The sequence below is a fragment of the Gordonia westfalica genome (assembly GCF_900105725.1).
GTDB lineage: Bacteria > Actinomycetota > Actinomycetes > Mycobacteriales > Mycobacteriaceae > Gordonia > Gordonia westfalica.
The window spans coordinates 2,284,874-2,300,214 of sequence record NZ_FNLM01000034.1; the positions used below are offsets into that span (position 1 = coordinate 2,284,874).

The following is a 15,341-nucleotide window of genomic DNA, read 5'->3' on the forward strand; positions in this document are numbered from 1 at the left end:
GACTAGTCGGGCGCGGGTCGACATGCGCTCAGGGCCGCCACCCGCGACGTGACAGTTCCCCGACGTGGTCGACGACCAGGACGGCCCCCGCATCGCGCAACTCGGCCTCGGCGAAACCGCCGGAACGGACCGCGACGCACTCGGCGGGCAGCCGGTGCGCGGACGCGACGTCCCACACCGTGTCACCGACGACGATCGCCCGGTCACCACCGGCCTCCCTCAGTGCGACCTCGAGGATGTCCGGTGCCGGTTTCGAGTCGCCCGCATCGTCGGACGAGGTGACCGCGGCCAGCTCGTCCCGACCGATACCCATCACTTTCAGTGCGGCATCGGTGAATTCGGCCTTCCCCGACGAGGCCAGCGCCACCCGGTATCCCGCGTCGAGCAAACCTCGGACGAATTCGACGGCACCCGGCAGCGACCGCAGATCGGGCACCAACTCGCGATACCGCTCCTCCCAGTCGTCCCGAAGGGTGTCGCCGAGCGACTCCTCGACCTCGTCACCGCAGATCTCGCCGACGAGCCGGTCGCCGCCCATCCCGATGGCGCGGTGCACCTGCCACCACTGCGGGGTGAGGTCGTGCGCGGTGAACGCCCGCATCCAGGCGAGCGCATGGAGATAGGTCGAGTCGATCAGGGTGCCGTCGACGTCGAGCAGCACGGTGTCGACAGAACCGCCCCCGCCGGGATCGACGGATTCGTTGGCCTCGGACATCAGCACCTTCCTTCCGGGTCGGGTGAACGCGCCACCGATCGGCCCGTTTACCCGAACGGCTCGATGGCTACACCGAAGCGACCGATCCCGGCCATGAGCGACGCGCAGAGGAGTTGAAGATGACAACCCGATTCGGGTACACCTTGATGACCGAGCAGGCCGGCCCCAAGGACCTGGTCCGCTACGCCGTCGACGCCGAGGGCGCCGGATTCGACTTCGAGGTTTCCAGCGACCACTACTTCCCGTGGCTGTCCGCGCAGGGCCACGCCCCGTACGCGTGGTCGGTCCTGGGCGCGGCGGCCCACGCGACCGAACGCGTCGAGCTGATGACCTACGTGACCTGCCCGACGATCCGCTACCACCCGGCCGTCGTGGCGCAGAAGGCCGCGACCCTGCAGATCCTCGCCGACGGCCGCTTCACGCTGGGACTGGGATCGGGCGAGAACCTCAACGAGCACGTCGTCGGCATGGGATGGCCTGCCGTCGCCGAACGCCAGGACATGCTCGCCGAGGCCATCGAGATCATCCGCAAGCTGCACACCGGCGAGCTCGTCGACTTCCGCGGCGAGTTCTTCCAGGTCGACGCCGCGCGCATCTGGGATCTCCCCGACCAGCCGGTGCCGATCGGTGTGGCCGTGGCCGGTGAATCCGGCATCGAGACCTTCGGCCCGCTGGCCGACCACCTGATCGCGGTCGAACCGAACGCCGACCTCATCTCGGCGTGGAACGCCCAGGCCGCCACGGGAACGGTCGACGGCAAGGCCACCCGCGCCATCGGGCAGATCCCGATCAGCTGGGGCCCCGACCGTGACGCCGCCGTCGAACGCGCCCACGATCAGTTCCGCTGGTTCGCCGGCGGCTGGGATGTCAACGCAGATCTCCGCACCACCGCGGGCTTCGCCGCCGCGACACAGTACGTCACCCCCGACGACGTCGCCGGCAACATCCCGTGCGGTCCGGACCTCGACCAGATCGTCGACGCCGTGAAACCGTACTGGGAAGCCGGATTCACCGATGTGGCACTCGTCCAGATCGGCGGCGAGACACAGGACGAGTTCCTGCGTGACGCCGCACCGGAACTGCTGGAGAAGTTGCGCGCGGCGTCGAGCTGAAAACCGCGGAGCCGAGAACTCACTGCCGAACCTCCACTCGACCGGCAGACGTCGATCGACGTCTGCGGGTCGGGTTGACGTCGACCGGTGGTCTTTCGGATCAGGGACAGATATGTCAGACGGTCCGGGCGAGCCGCACGAAGTCCTCGACGTCGAGTTTCTCGCCGCGGATTCCCGGATCGATGTCGGCTGCGCGCAGCCGTCTTTCGGCCTCGGCCGGCGAGCCCGCCCAGCCGGCCAGAGCCGATCGCATCGTCTTGCGGCGCTGGGCGAAGGCGGCGTCGATCGCGGCGAACACCGTTCGCCGGAACACCGGATCGATGGGGTGATCGTCGGTGCGCTCGATCCGCACGAGACCGGATTCGACCTTGGGTTCGGGCCAGAACACGTTGCGCCCCACCGCACCCGCGCGGCTCACGCGACCGTGGTAGCGGGCCTTCACGCTGGGCACGCCGTAGGTGCGGCTGCCGGGCGGGGCGGCCAACCGGTCGGCCACCTCGGCCTGGACCATCACCAGCGCGGTGGTGATCTCGGGGAACAGGTTGAGCAGATGGAGCAGGACCGGGACCGACACGTTGTACGGCAGGTTGGCGACGAGCGCGGTCGGCACGACGGGCAGGTCGTCACGCGTGACCTGCAGCGCATCGGCGAGCACGACGTCGAAGTTGCCGCTCTGGGCCGGCGCGTACTCGGCGACGGTCTGTGGAATCCGTTGCGCGAGAATCGGATCGATCTCGATGGCGACGACCCGGCCGGCGGTGCCGAGCAGCGCGAGGGTCAGCGACCCGAGGCCTGGCCCCACCTCGAGGACAACGTCGTCGGAACCGACTCCGGAGGCCGCGACGATCCGGCGAACCGTGTTCGCGTCGTGGACGAAGTTCTGTCCGAGGGTTTTGGTCGGCCGGACACCGACCTCGGCGGCGAGTTCGCGGATCTGCGCGGGTCCGAGGAGCCGCGGTGCGTCGCCAGGCGTGTCGTCGATCAGCGCAGACCCAACTTGGACGTGCACGACGGCCATGCGCCCCAGCCCTGGACGGCCTGGGTCTTCTTGGCGATCGCGATCTGCTCTTCGCGGGTCGCCAGATCGGCGCGCGGTGCGTACTCGAGGCCTCCCCAGCGTTCCCAGGTGTTCTGGTCGAACTGCACGCCGCCGTAGAAGCCGTTGCCGGTGTTGATGGCCCAGTTCCCGGTGGCCTCACACTGCGCGAGGGCGTCCCACACGGAGCCCGGCGGCACGAACGGCGCACCCGGCTTGGTGCCGATGCGGACGGTGGCGGCGACCGGCTCGGCGAGCACCTCGCTCGTCAGCTTGTCGCGCTTGACCACTTTCCCGTTCACGGTGGTGACCTTATACGTCACCCGCGCCTCACCGGGGGTGCCCTTCTTCTCGACGACCTTGCGGTCGCGGACGAGTGTCGGATCTTCCTTCTTGATCTCCGGCGGCGCGACCGGCTCGTTGACGGTGACGTCCTCTGTCTTGATGCGCGTGACGACGATCTTCAGGTTGGGCGTGACCTCGGTGTCGGCGGCCGGGACGACCTTGTCCTCGGCGGACAGGGGCGTACCGAGCGCCTCCAGCAGATCCTTGACGGTGTGGGCCGCGACGACCGGGCGCTTCTTGGCCGGGCCGTCGACGAGGTTCACCGGCTTGGGGAGCGCGACGTCGATACTGCCGCCGTCGACGGGCAGTTCGGGGGTACCGAAGTCGGCTTCCTCGGCTGCGTGCGTGAGGCCGCGTTCGGCGAGGAGCTGATCCACGGTCGAGGCGTTGGTGATGATCGTCTCGCGCTTGCCCTCGATGTCGAGGGTGAGCTTCTTGAGGCGGTTGACCTTGATGGTCTGCCCCTCGCCGAAGCCGGAGTCGAGCGACGGGCTCACCTTGTCACCGTCGGCCGGTGCGAGGCCCTCCGATTCGAGCAGGCTCTCCACCGACATCGCCATCGTCGACACCTGACGGGTCTTCCCGTCGACGTCGATCGTGACGGTTTTGTGCATCGCCACACCCATCACACCGCCGGCGGCGACGGTCGCGCACACGGCGCCGACGGCCAGGCGGGCACGAAGGGAATCGGTCCCGTTGATCTTCGAGAACACCGACTTGGGCGACACTGAGGTAGGGAGAGAAGGCAAGGCGCAACAATCTGGTCGGGAACAAGGCGCCGCCGCGACCAGAAGACCCATCCGAGCTGTTCGGGGTGCATACGCACCGCATCAGTGAACCGCTGATAGCCGGATGTATCGCTCTGGCCGAGCGGGATCACAGTACGATAACGAACCGGCCAGATTATGGCAAAGGGATGTTGTAGGCGCGCCGCGCATTCGCCCCTAACAGTCGCGCCATCTCCTCCTCGGACACACCCCTGACCTCGGCGATGGCTCGCGCCGTGTACGGCAGGCAGTACGACTGATTCGGCTGGCCACGGTAGGGATGAGGTGTCAGGAAGGGCGCGTCGGTCTCGACGAGGATCAGTTCGTCGGGCACCAGCTCCGCCGCGACACGCAACTCCTCGGCATTGGCGAAGCTCACAGTTCCGGCGAAGCTGAGCATGAACCCACGGTCGACACATTCGCGGGCAACGTTCCGGTCACCGGAGAAGCAATGCATGATCACGGTGTCCGGCGCGCCTTCGGCGGCCAGGACGTCGAGCAGATCCCGGTCGGCCTCGCGATTGTGGATCATCAGCGGCTTGCCGACCCGCTTGGCGAGGTCGATGTGCCACCGGAACGTCTCGTGCTGCACCTCCGGGGACGCGCAGTCGTCGGACTTTCCGGGCCAGTAGTAGTCGAGGCCCGTCTCACCCACCGCGACGACGCGCGGGTGTCGCACCATCTGCTCGAGTTCGGCGGCCGTCTCGTCGTTCAGGTCGCCCGCGTGCATCGGATGCAGCGCGACGGCCGCGTAGACCCGGTCGTCCCACTCCGCGGCGGCGACCGCCCAGCGGGCATCGACCATGTCGTCGGCGACGGTCACCACCTGATCGACGCCGACAGCCTGCGCATGGTCGAGGATCGCGCGCACCGACCCGGCGTCCCGCCCGCCGCACGCGGCGAGGTGGGTGTGGGCGTCGACCAGGCCCGGCAGTGGCGCGGGATCCGGCGGCGGTTCGCGCCGACGACGCTTCTTGGCCGCCTTGTTGCTCAGGGTCTCGGCCTCGTCGGTGAGGGCGTCGCTCATGGCAACACCCTGACACAGACCGGCGACATCTCGCGTCCGGCTACAGCGCGACTGTGCCCTCGATCACGGTCGCGGTGTCGCCGCCCACCCAGATGTCCTCGCCGTCGTCGTGGATGTGGACGCGGCCGGCCCGTCCGATCGCCGCACCCTGGGCGGCGACATAGGTGGCCGGCGCCCGACCCGTCGCCCGTAGCCAGGTCGCGATCCCCGCGTTGAGGCTGCCGGTCACCGGGTCCTCGGGAACCCCGATCCCCGGGACGAAGGCCCTGACCTCGGCAAAGACGTCGCCCGAACCGTAGACACCGAGCAATCCGACCTTGTGGTCGCCGAGTGCGGGGATGTCGGGACGGACCTCGAGCACCCGCTCCCCCGATCCCAGTTGGATCACCATCCACTCGGGACCGTTGTCGACCCACTCCGCCGCCAGCACCTCACCCCGATCGACGCCGAGGGCGGCGACGACCTCGTCGACGACGCCGGAGTCCACCGGGCCCGACCGTCGCAACGGCGGGGCCGCGAAGGCGAGTCGCGCGCCCGACCGGCGAATGCGGACCAGCCCCACGCCGCACTCCTGCACGACGTCCTCCCCCTTCGGCCGGCCGCCCGAGGTCAGCCACGCGTGCGCCGACCCCAGGGTCGGGTGGCCGGCGAACGGCAGCTCCCCGTCGGGGGTGAAGATCCGCAGTTTGTAGTCGGCGGCCGGATCGGTGGGCGGCAGCACGAACGTGGTCTCCGACAGGTTGGTCCAGCGGGCGAAGGCCGCCATCCGATCCTCCGCAACGGGAGCACCGGGACCACCACCGTCGACGACGACGGCCACCGGGTTGCCCTCGGTGCCGGTGGACGAGAACACATCGACCTGAGCGAAACGACGAGTCATCCCGCCATCGTCTCACTGGGGATCACGCGTCGGCCACGGAGTTTCTCCCGACAGAAATGCGGCAAACGACCCGTCGCCACCAGGCGAGACGCATCGAAATAATCGTCTTATTTGATTTCATATATAAAACCGGATACCTTCCCTCTGCGACGCGGGTCACAGTCGGCGACCGGCGTCGGGGGATGTCACCGCGATGACAGGGGGATCAATGGCGTTCGAGCTGCCCGCTTCCCGGGGGCCGATGCGCGACCTGGCCAACGAGGCCGGTCACACACTCGGGTTCGCGCTGCAGGCCATCGGAGCTCTGGTCGTCGCGACCTTCCGCCGACGCCTGTCCATCGCCGAGACGCTCAACCAGACGGTCTTCATCGGTCGGGTCAGCACCGGACCGTCGTTGCTGCTGATGATCCCGGTGGGCGTCTTCATCGCGGTGTCGGTCGGTGAACTCGCCGGCCGCATCGGCGCCGGCGGCTACTCTGGCGCGGTCGTCGCGTTCATCATCGTCGGCCAGGCCTCGGCCCTCGTGTCCGCGCTGATGATGGCCGGCGTCGCGGGCTCGGCCATCTGCACCGACCTCGGGTCCCGCAAGATCCGCGAAGAGGTCGACGCCATGGAGGTCATGGGGCTCAACGTGATCGAGCGCCTCGTCGCTCCCCGGCTCCTCGCCGCCATCGTCGTCTCGCTGGTGCTGTGCTCGCTCATCACCGTCACCGGCGTCGGAGCCTGCTACCTCTACCACATCTACGTGCAGCACCTGCCGGCCGGCGCGTTCATGGCGACCTTCAGCCAGTACGGCCGGTTCTCGGACTTCGTGATGGCACTCGTGAAGGCGGCCATGTTCGCGCTGTTGTCCACGATCGTGGCCTGTTTCAAGGGATTACACGCACGCGGCGGCCCACGAGGGGTGGCCGACGCGGTGAACGAGGCGGTCGTGATCGCCTTCGCTCTGGTGTTCGTCTTCAACACGATCCTGTCCCAGCTCTACACCGTGATGGTGCCGGCCGTGGGGGCGTACTGATGGTGGTCTCGGCAGACGTGACGGTGCGTACCGAACGCCGGGTCGGGCGTCGAATCGACCAGACGGTCTCCGGCATCGTCCGGGCGGGTGAGTTCGTCACCTTCATCGTGCGGGCGATCGCCGCGATCCCGTTCACCCTGGTGCACTACCGCAAGCATGTGCTCAACCAGATCGCCGAGGTGACCTTCGGGTCGAAATCGCTTCTCTCCGGTGGCGGAACGCTCGGCATCGTCCTGGCAATGTCCCTGGCGGCCGCGATGATGCTCGGCGTCGAGACCTACCGCGGACTGCAGCTGGTCGGCATGACCTCACTGTCGGGCATGCTCTCCGCGATCGCCAACACCCGCGAACTCGCGCCGGTCGTCGTCGGAATCGCGTTGGCCGCCAAGGTCGGAACCGGATTCACCGCCCAGGTAGGCGCGATGCGCATCTCCGACGAGATCGCCGCACTCGACTCGATGGCGATCCGGTCGATCCCGTTCCTCGCGACCACCCGCATGATCGCGGCGATGGTGTGCATCCTGCCGATCTACATGATCGGCCTGCTCGCCAGCTACATCGCGACCCGCCTCGTCGTCGTGTGGTTCAACGGCGAATCCTCGGGCACCTTCGACTATTTCTTCCATCTGGCCCTCACCCCGACGGACCTGCTCTACTCCGCGATCAAGGCAATCGTCTTCGCCGGCATCGTGGCCCTGGTCCACTGCTCCTACGGGTACTTCGCCTCCGGCGGACCAGAAGGCGTCGGTCAGGCGGCCGGGCGCGCCCTCCGCACGTCGATCCTGGCGATCGGGATCTTCGACGTGATCTTCACGTTCGGATTGTGGGGCCTGGTCCCCGAGATCCCGGGAATGGGGATCTGACATGTCGACCATGTTGCCGGGCAATCCGGTCTCCCGATTCGGTTACATCCTCCGCGCGTTGATCGCGGGCGCACTCATCACCGCCTTCGCGGTGTGGATGGTGGCCCGCAGCGCCGGCACCCTCGCGAGCGACCCCGAGGTGTTCGCCGAGGTGCCGGTCGAGGCCGGGCTCATCACCACCGGCGCACCCGTCCGGTACCACGGTGTCACGGTCGGCGAGATCAGCGGCATCGACGCGGGCACCGTCTCGTCGCAGGTGAAGATCTCCATCGACGACGCGGCGATCGACGCGATCCCGGCGACGGTCACCATGCGCGTGCTGCCGCGAACCTTCTTCGGCGACATCTACGTTCAGCTCACCGCACCGTCGTCCGCGCAGGGCACCGAATCGCTCTCCGACGGCGACGAGATCAGGATCGACACATCGGCCGAGGCCACGAACCTCTACAACATCTACACAAAACTCGCCGACGTCCTCGCCGAGGTCCAGCCCGAGAAGATGAACATCGCGCTCACCGCGGTGGCCTCCGCGATCGGCGACCGCGGCGGCGACCTGGGCGTCATGATCGACGACTGGTGGCAGGCGTCGCGCACACTCGAGACGACCGTCAACGAGTTCATCGACGCCACACCGAAATTCCGCGCGGTGATGGAGAGTCTCGAGCGCTCCACCCCGGCGATCACCGAGACGCTCGCCAACACCACCAGCATCTCCCGCGGAATCCTCGAGAACCAGGACAACCTGGCGTCGTTCCTCACCGCCGCATCCGGTTTCGCCGGCGCGGTCGACCCGTTCCTCGCGGCCCAGCGCAACAACATCATCACCGTGCTCGACTCCACCGGCACCATCCTCTCGACCGTCGCGGACAACCCGTCGGGGGTCAGCAAGACGCTCGCCGAGGCCAAGAAGCTCGGTGCCGCCGGCGCGATGCTGTTCTCGAGCGGACGCTTCGACATCACCGCGGTTCCCACGTTCTCGCAGCCGATGCCGTACACGGCCGCCGACTGCCCGACGTACGGATCGCTGCGCGGCTCGCAGTGCTTCGGCAAGGGAACCGGCATGGGCACCGGACCGGTCCGGCCGCCGGGCGCACCCAACCCGAAGCTGCTCTCGCCGCGTGAACCCACCTACACCCCTTCCGGTTTCGGCGGTCCCCCGGTCATCGACGGGACCCGCGAGGCACCCACGCTGAGCCGCCTGGAAGCCGAACTGGGCGCGACCCCGGCGAAGAGCACCGGGCCCAACGCCGCCACCACCCTGATGCTCGGCCCGATGGTTCGCGGCCACGAGGTGAAGGTGTCATGACCACTCTCTCGCTGAAGACGATCCTCAAAGCCGGATCGTTCGTCCTCATCGGCATCATCGCCGCGGTACTCGTCAGCAACACGCTGCGCGTCCCGGTTCACGGTTCCACGACGACCTATCACATCCAGTTCACCGACGCCGAGGGCCTGGTCGAGGGCAACCCGGTCACCATGTCCGGGGTGCGGGTGGGCCGCGTCGAGTCCGTCGCGTTCCAGCCGCAGGACGACGGGTCGGCCCTGGCCGACGTCGCCGTCACGATCTCCGACGACCATCAGCTGCCCCTGCAGGTCCACGCGGCGATCCGCTACGGGGACATGCTCGGTGCGCGTTACATCGCGCTCACCGACAGCGGCTCGGAGGGAACGGCGCGCGACGGCACGCGAATCCCCGTCGAGGGGACGTCACCGCCGGTGAACCTCACCGCCCTGATGAACGGTTTCGAGCCGCTGTTCTCCGCGCTCGACGCCAACCAGGTCAACGATCTCGCCCGTGGCTTCGTCGACACCTTCGAGGGGCGTTCGGGTTCGGTGCAGACACTGCTCGGCCAGATCGCGTCGATGGGCAACAACCTCTCGGCGAACAGCGCGGTCTTCGCCCGGCTGGTGAGCAACCTCAACGTACTGATGGGCACCGTCGATCGGCACAATCCGCAGCTGAACGAGCTCTTCCGCGGATTGTCCGACCTCACCTCGGCGGTGGTCGGCGACAACGGTCAGCTCGCCACCCTCCTCGACAGCGGGGATCGCGCCGTGTCCGCGCTCGCCGACATGATGACCGTCGCGGGTGACGACTTCCGGCAGACCATGGTGGGACTCGAACAGGTCACGGCCAGTTGGGTTCCGAACACGCCGGCGTTCACGACCTTCCTGGACCGGCTTCCGGTGATGGCCGAGGAGATCAACAAGAGCGGACGATACGGGGGATTCATGATGCTCTACCTCTGCAACTTCACCCTGGGCGCATTCGGCCTGGACGCGAACATCTTCGGCCCCCTCCACTCCCCGGTCTGCATGTGAGGCAAGCCATGTCAGCTCCCAGCAAGGTAGGAGTCTAAGTCCGTGTTCCTGGTCAGGCTCATCGACGTCTTCGTCGGAATCCTGGAGTTCGTCTTCAAGTCCGACAAGCGCGCACAGGGTGCGTCACCCGCGGTCCTCGGCACGGCGGGCATCATCACCCTGGTCGCGCTCATGCTGATCGCGATCGGCATCCCCCAGCTGAGTTACTTCACCCGAACCAGCCCGTACACCGCCGAGCTCGCCAACGCCTCGGGACTGACGACCGCCGACCCGGTGCTGGTCGCGGGTGTCCCGGCCGGCCGGATCGAGTCGGTCGATCTCGCCGGAGACCGTGTCCGCGTGGGCTTCCGGCTCGACGACGATCAGCCGCTGGGCAATCAGACGCGCGCATCGGTCCGGCTCCGGACCGTCCTGGGCAAGCGTTATCTCGAGATCGTCCCGGGTGGATCGGGAAAGGTCGGTCCCGACAACACGATCCCGCTCGACCGCACCACGGTGCCCTACAGCCTCGACGACATCTCCGGCGCCGCGGTCACCGCCTCGCGTGACATCGACGAAGAGGCCGTGCGCGCGATGTTCGTGACCATGAAGGAGATCATGCCCCGCACCTCGACCCTGGACGCCTCGATGAAGGGGGCGACGGGCGCGATGGCCGCCATCACGGGAACGGGCACGCAGCTCGACCAGCTCCTCGCCATCTCCAAGCGGGTCGCCGAAGTGACCGTGCAGCAGAGTGATTCGATCTCGAGCGCCATGTCCAGCACACAGGCGATCGTGCAGACCCTGGTCGTCCGGCGCGTCCTGCTGACCCGGCTGACCGACAACCTCCGGGCGGTGCTCGACCAGATGGCCACGACCTTCCCGAAGATCCCCATGGGACAGCTCGTCACCAACATCGAGTCGGTGACCGAGACGCTGAAGGACAACGTGTCGTCGATCGACCGGATCCTGACGCAGCTCCCGCCGGCGATGCGCACGGTCACCGATGCGACCGGTAACGGCAACTGGACCGACGTGGTGTCGCCGAGCGCGGTCATCCCCGACGGGATGCTCTGTGTTCTCGGCGTGATGCAGGGGTGCCGCTGATGACTTTTCGCCAGGTACGCGAGGTCCGCCCGCGCAAGCGCTACGGCGGCAAGATCTTCACCGCACTGCTTCTCGTGGTCGCGATCATCGTGGGCACGTGGTACGTGTTCGGCCGCGATCCCCACATCCGCACCGTCCACGCCGATTTCGCATTCGTCAACGGTCTGTACGAAGGATCCAAGGTCACCGTCCTCGGCGTCCCGGTCGGCCGTATCGAGAACGTGGAGCCCGCCGGGGACCACGTCAAGGTCACCATGACCATGCCGGGGGACATCGACCTCCCCGCCGACGTGTCGGCCTACGTCCTCAATCCGTCGGTGATCAGCGACCGCCACCTCGAGCTCGGTCCGGCCTACACCGGCGGGCCGCAGCTGCCCGACGGCGCGACCATCCCGATGAAGCGCACCCACTCCCCGATCAGCTTCGACCAGCTCCTCGACAGCATCAGCGTGCTGACGAAGATCATGGGTCCCGCCGACGCCGCGCCCGGTGCACCGGCGGACCCCAACGACATGGGTTCCCTCCTGGCCGCCACCGCCAAGTCGTGGGACGGCCGCGGCACCGGTTTCGGGACGACGATGTCCGGGCTCGCCTCGGCGTCGGGGATCTTCGGGGCACGGACCGAGGACCTGCAGGACCTGATCGACAGCCTGAACACGTTGATGCAGACCTTCCACGCCAAGCAGGTCTCGCTCGACGGCCTCATCACCTCGATGGGTCTGCTGAGCAGCCAGTGGGCGGCGTCCAACCAGGACATCGCCGGCCCGGTCAACGATCTCAAGGTCGTCTTCGACCAGATCAACGACTTCGTCCTCGCCCACGGCAACGATGTCGGCGTCGTCGCGGAGAACCTGAAGGTCCTCGGTGACACCCTGGTCGACAACAAGGCCGGGCTCGCCGAGTTCATGGACCTCGCACCACTGATGATGCAGAACCTCTCGAGCACGATCGGTCCCGACCGCCGCGGCCGCATCCGCCTGAACGTCTCGACCACGCTCACTCAGTTCAAGACGCTCAAACCGCTGTGCGACCAGTTCCCGATGCCGCTGTGCACCGGCGCCGGACTCACCAACCCGATCTCGTTCCCGATCAGCGCATCCGACCCGCTGGGCATCGTCTCGGCGATCACCGGCGGCAAACTCCCCCCGAAGGGAGAGAACTGATGACTGTGCGCGCCAATCGAACCCGGATCGCGACCGCGGCGATCGCGGCGACCGTCGGCCTGTCCGGCTGCTCGGTCGGACTGCAGGACCTGCCGCTCGGTGCCGGTGGCCGCAACGCCTTCGACGTGACCGCCGAACTGGTCACCGCCGACGGCCTGGTGTCGGGCGCCGACGTCCGGCACGGGCAGCAGATCGTCGGACGCGTCACCGACATGCGCCTCGAGGAGCGGCATGCGGAGATCACCATGACGATCGCCGACGGTACCGACCTCCCCGCGAACACGACGCTGAACGTCGAACTACCGTCGGCGCTGGGAACCCCGTTCGTCCGCCTGTCGGAGCCCGAGGAGCCGGAGGGCCGGCTCACCGAGGGTTCGCATCTCGACCTCTCCGACACCGGCGTCGGCCCGCAGATCGAGAGCACCCTCGCCGCGCTGGGCAACATCCTCGGCGGCAGTGGCGTCAGCCAGCTCCAGTCGGTGATGTCGAGTCTCAACACCGCCTTCGAGAACCGCTCCGACAAGGTCGGCGACCTGATCGACACACTGAACCGGCTGCTCGCCCGGTCGTCGAAGTACACCGACGACTTCAACGCGGCCATGGCGGAGGCCGCGGATGTCAGCGAACTCCTCGTGGCGCAACAGCAGACCGTCGACGACTTCCTCGGCCAGGTCCCGCAGGCGGTCAACGTACTCGCCGCCCAACGGGATCAGATCGCGAAGCTGATGTCGCAGACCACCCGCCTGACGACCAACGTCGCGGCGATCACGCGTGGTCGGCAGGAGACGCTCAACCACCTGGTCGGCGACGCCGAGCAGATGGTGAAGTCGTTGTCCGCGTTCAACACCGAGGTCGGCTCGACCCTGGACAACATGAACGCGTTCATGAAGAACTTCGACCGCGCCATCCGCGGCGACTACCTCGTCTTCGACGGTTCCCTCGACATCCCGGGCGGCATCGACAAGATCCTCACCGGCGGCCTCCTGCTCGCCGGCGGCCCCCTGCCGACGCCGGACGACCTGCGCAACGTGCTGTCCGGCGGTCTCGCGAACACGAAGCCGAAGAAGACAACACCGACGAAGACGACCACTCCGACGCCCAGCCCACCCGCAGGAGCCCCGCGATGACCACCAAGGCGAAGACCCGGCGCCTTCGGATGCCCCGCGTTCGGATGCCACAGGCACGCACCGGGATGCTGCAGTTCCTGATCTTCCTCGTCCTGTCGGCGATCGTGATCCCCTACGGCATCAACTTCATCGCCGGGCCCGAGGGTTTCGGCGACAAGATCGTGCTGAAGGCCCGCATGGACGACGCGTTCGGGCTCGGTTCCGGGACCGGCGTCACGCTCCGGGGCGTCGACGTCGGCACCGTTCGATCCGTCGAGCTCGACCCGGCCGGCGGCGCCGCGGAGATCGAACTGGTCGTGCGCGGCGACACCCGCATCCCTGCCGACTCCTACATGCAGGTCACGATGGCCTCGATGGCCGGCATCCAGAGCGTCGACATCATCTCGCCCGACGCCGACGCCCCGTATCTGGAGTCCGGCGACACCCTCGCCGCGCCGGCCGACAGGCAGCCCAAGCAGATGGACGCCATCATCGGCGACGCCGCGTCGGTGCTGCGCAGCATCGGCAGCGGCAATCTCTCCACGCTGGGCAACGAGTTCTACGCGGCCTTCGACCACGACGAGAAGGCGCTCGCCAAGATCGTGTCGAACGGGACCGCGCTCGCCGGACTCGTCAACCGCAACGCGCCGATCCTCCAGGGACTCTTCGACGAATGGCTGCAGGTGCTGTCCGCGATGAGCAACACCACCACCGCCTTCGAGGCCGGGATGCGCAGCGCGGCGACGTTCACCGATCAGCTCGACGCCAACCAGCCGGTGTTCGTCTACCTGCTCGACAAGTCACCCGAGTCCCTGACCCGCACCCAGGCGCTGTTCGACAGGTACCGCGGCACATTCGGCGGTGTGATGGCGAATCTCGCAGTGGTGGAACCGATCATCTCCGACCGTGACCAGTCACTCGCCGTCGGCCTGGAAACGATCCCCCAGGGTCTGCTGGACCTGCGTTCGATCGTGAAGAACGGGCGCGCCGACTTCGCGCTCATCGGTACCCAGGGACCGGTCTGCATGTTCTACGACCAGCCCCGCTATCCGGTCGGCGACCTGCACACCCCGGCCCCGAATCTCGCGCGCTTCTGCCCGGCGGGCAACGGTTACGAACAGCGCGGCGCGGTGAACGCCCCACGACCGAACGACCTGGGCACGAGCACCTGGAAATCCCCCGGCGGTGTCTCCGGACCACCCGCCGTCGCCGATCCACTACTCATCCCGCACGGCGTGGAGCTGTTGCAGTGGTGGCAAGAACTTCTGGAAAGGGCACGAAATGGCAACTGACACAACCACTCGCAACTCCGACGAGGATGTCGAGGAGACCGGAACCGCCGCCGGGGACACCACGTCGCGCGCGACGAAGTCCGCCTCCCGGACCGCTCCCCTGCGCCGGAAGCCGCGGAAGCGGGCCGTCTCGACCACCGGCGTCCTCGCCACGTTGCTCGTGGTCGCCGCGGCACTCGCGGGTTTCTTCGGATACCAGTACGCCACAACCGATTCCCCGGCCACCTCGACCGAGGCGAGCACGGCGGCGATCGACGTCGCGAAGGACTACGCGATCAAGCTGTCGAGCTTCGACTATCGCGATCTGAACAAGAACCGGGACGCGATCGCCGCGATGTCCACCGACGACTTCGCGGCGAAGTACAGCGAGATGGTCACCGCCCTCAGCCAGATCGTCACCGACGGCAAGGGCGAGGCCACCGCGGAGGTCTCGCATGCGGCCGTCGAGAAGATCGACGGCTCCTCCGCGACGGTGATCCTGTTCGTCGACCAGAAGGCGCGCAACGTCGTCTCCCCGGACGGCAAGACCCAGCCGTACCGGATGGTCGTGACGCTCGAGCGGTCCGGCGACCGCTGGCTGGTCGACAACGTCGAAACCAAGTGAACCCA

15 protein-coding genes are annotated in these 15,341 nt (G+C 67.6%); 10 read left to right on the plus strand and 5 right to left on the minus strand.

Annotated features, from left to right (window positions below):
• Window positions 1-28: 28 nt before the first annotated feature.
• Entirely contained in the window at window positions 29-715 is a 687-nt protein-coding gene (locus BLU62_RS15815) for an HAD family hydrolase (protein WP_074852936.1), read from the minus strand.
• A gap of 119 nt (window positions 716-834) precedes the next feature.
• Here BLU62_RS15815 and BLU62_RS15820 point away from each other — a divergent pair, with 119 nt between their 5' ends.
• Entirely contained in the window at window positions 835-1,827 is a 993-nt protein-coding gene (locus BLU62_RS15820) for an LLM class F420-dependent oxidoreductase (RefSeq protein WP_074850549.1), read from the plus strand.
• A 115-nt stretch (window positions 1,828-1,942) separates the two neighbouring features.
• Here the strand turns inward: BLU62_RS15820 and rsmA are convergent, their stop codons facing one another.
• From rsmA to BLU62_RS15840, 4 genes are all read right to left on the minus strand, one after another.
• The gene (rsmA, locus tag BLU62_RS15825; RefSeq protein ID WP_074850550.1) at window positions 1,943-2,845 is read right to left on the minus strand and encodes a 16S rRNA (adenine(1518)-N(6)/adenine(1519)-N(6))-dimethyltransferase RsmA; all 903 of its coding nucleotides are present in this window, start codon (window positions 2,843-2,845) and stop codon (window positions 1,943-1,945) included.
• Window positions 2,809-3,936 carry a resuscitation-promoting factor gene (locus BLU62_RS15830; protein ID WP_074850552.1) on the minus strand — a complete coding sequence of 376 codons (1,128 nt, stop codon included), beginning with the start codon at window positions 3,934-3,936 and terminating at the stop codon, window positions 2,809-2,811. Before BLU62_RS15830 ends, rsmA begins: the two co-directional genes overlap by 37 nt.
• Before the next feature lie 175 nt (window positions 3,937-4,111).
• The gene (locus BLU62_RS15835; protein WP_074850554.1) at window positions 4,112-5,002 is read right to left on the minus strand and encodes a TatD family hydrolase; all 891 of its coding nucleotides are present in this window, start codon (window positions 5,000-5,002) and stop codon (window positions 4,112-4,114) included.
• 40 nt (window positions 5,003-5,042) lie between these two features.
• Window positions 5,043-5,882 (minus strand): PhzF family phenazine biosynthesis protein, encoded by an 840-nt coding sequence (locus BLU62_RS15840; protein WP_074850556.1) that lies wholly within the window; start codon window positions 5,880-5,882, stop codon window positions 5,043-5,045.
• 208 nt (window positions 5,883-6,090) lie between these two features.
• Here BLU62_RS15840 and BLU62_RS15845 point away from each other — a divergent pair, with 208 nt between their 5' ends.
• Genes BLU62_RS15845 through BLU62_RS15885 form a run of 9 tightly spaced genes read left to right on the plus strand, consistent with a single transcriptional unit; the run spans window position 6,091 to window position 15,336 of the window.
• Window positions 6,091-6,900: an MlaE family ABC transporter permease gene (locus BLU62_RS15845; protein WP_074850558.1), complete on the plus strand. Its 810-nt coding sequence runs from the start codon at window positions 6,091-6,093 to the stop codon at window positions 6,898-6,900.
• The gene (locus BLU62_RS15850; RefSeq protein WP_425284564.1) at window positions 6,900-7,763 is read left to right on the plus strand and encodes an MlaE family ABC transporter permease; all 864 of its coding nucleotides are present in this window, start codon (window positions 6,900-6,902) and stop codon (window positions 7,761-7,763) included. Before BLU62_RS15845 ends, BLU62_RS15850 begins: the two co-directional genes overlap by 1 nt.
• A gap of 1 nt (window position 7,764) precedes the next feature.
• Window positions 7,765-9,069: an MCE family protein gene (locus BLU62_RS15855; RefSeq protein ID WP_074850559.1), complete on the plus strand. Its 1,305-nt coding sequence runs from the start codon at window positions 7,765-7,767 to the stop codon at window positions 9,067-9,069.
• The gene (locus tag BLU62_RS15860) at window positions 9,066-10,085 is read left to right on the plus strand and encodes an MlaD family protein (protein ID WP_074850561.1); all 1,020 of its coding nucleotides are present in this window, start codon (window positions 9,066-9,068) and stop codon (window positions 10,083-10,085) included. Before BLU62_RS15855 ends, BLU62_RS15860 begins: the two co-directional genes overlap by 4 nt.
• A 42-nt stretch (window positions 10,086-10,127) precedes the next feature.
• Window positions 10,128-11,171 (plus strand): MlaD family protein, encoded by a 1,044-nt coding sequence (locus BLU62_RS15865; RefSeq protein WP_074850563.1) that lies wholly within the window; start codon window positions 10,128-10,130, stop codon window positions 11,169-11,171.
• A complete protein-coding gene (locus BLU62_RS15870; RefSeq protein WP_074852938.1) occupies window positions 11,171-12,334 on the plus strand; it encodes an MCE family protein in 1,164 nt (387 codons plus the stop codon). The genes BLU62_RS15865 and BLU62_RS15870 overlap by 1 nt, the downstream gene beginning before the upstream one ends.
• Entirely contained in the window at window positions 12,334-13,461 is a 1,128-nt protein-coding gene (locus tag BLU62_RS15875) for an MCE family protein (protein WP_074850565.1), read from the plus strand. The genes BLU62_RS15870 and BLU62_RS15875 overlap by 1 nt, the downstream gene beginning before the upstream one ends.
• Entirely contained in the window at window positions 13,458-14,732 is a 1,275-nt protein-coding gene (locus BLU62_RS15880; RefSeq protein ID WP_084811809.1) for an MlaD family protein, read from the plus strand. Before BLU62_RS15875 ends, BLU62_RS15880 begins: the two co-directional genes overlap by 4 nt.
• Window positions 14,722-15,336: a hypothetical protein gene (locus BLU62_RS15885; protein WP_074850567.1), complete on the plus strand. Its 615-nt coding sequence runs from the start codon at window positions 14,722-14,724 to the stop codon at window positions 15,334-15,336. The genes BLU62_RS15880 and BLU62_RS15885 overlap by 11 nt, the downstream gene beginning before the upstream one ends.
• Window positions 15,337-15,341 lie beyond the last annotated feature (5 nt).

Excerpts from the sequence above, each read along its gene's own strand:
- BLU62_RS15815 (WP_074852936.1), bottom strand. The coding sequence starts at position 715 with ATGTCCGAGGCCAACGAATCCGTCGATCCCGGCGGGGGCGGTTCTGTC.
- BLU62_RS15820 (WP_074850549.1), top strand. The coding sequence starts at position 835 with ATGACAACCCGATTCGGGTACACCTTGATGACCGAGCAGGCCGGCCCC.
- rsmA (WP_074850550.1), bottom strand. The coding sequence starts at position 2,845 with ATGGCCGTCGTGCACGTCCAAGTTGGGTCTGCGCTGATCGACGACACG.
- BLU62_RS15835 (WP_074850554.1), bottom strand. The coding sequence starts at position 5,002 with ATGAGCGACGCCCTCACCGACGAGGCCGAGACCCTGAGCAACAAGGCG.
- BLU62_RS15840 (WP_074850556.1), bottom strand. The coding sequence starts at position 5,882 with ATGACTCGTCGTTTCGCTCAGGTCGATGTGTTCTCGTCCACCGGCACC.
- BLU62_RS15845 (WP_074850558.1), top strand. The coding sequence starts at position 6,091 with ATGGCGTTCGAGCTGCCCGCTTCCCGGGGGCCGATGCGCGACCTGGCC.
- BLU62_RS15850 (WP_425284564.1), top strand. The coding sequence starts at position 6,900 with ATGGTGGTCTCGGCAGACGTGACGGTGCGTACCGAACGCCGGGTCGGG.
- BLU62_RS15855 (WP_074850559.1), top strand. The coding sequence starts at position 7,765 with ATGTCGACCATGTTGCCGGGCAATCCGGTCTCCCGATTCGGTTACATC.
- BLU62_RS15860 (WP_074850561.1), top strand. The coding sequence starts at position 9,066 with ATGACCACTCTCTCGCTGAAGACGATCCTCAAAGCCGGATCGTTCGTC.
- BLU62_RS15870 (WP_074852938.1), top strand. The coding sequence starts at position 11,171 with ATGACTTTTCGCCAGGTACGCGAGGTCCGCCCGCGCAAGCGCTACGGC.
- BLU62_RS15875 (WP_074850565.1), top strand. The coding sequence starts at position 12,334 with ATGACTGTGCGCGCCAATCGAACCCGGATCGCGACCGCGGCGATCGCG.
- BLU62_RS15880 (WP_084811809.1), top strand. The coding sequence starts at position 13,458 with ATGACCACCAAGGCGAAGACCCGGCGCCTTCGGATGCCCCGCGTTCGG.
- BLU62_RS15885 (WP_074850567.1), top strand. The coding sequence starts at position 14,722 with ATGGCAACTGACACAACCACTCGCAACTCCGACGAGGATGTCGAGGAG.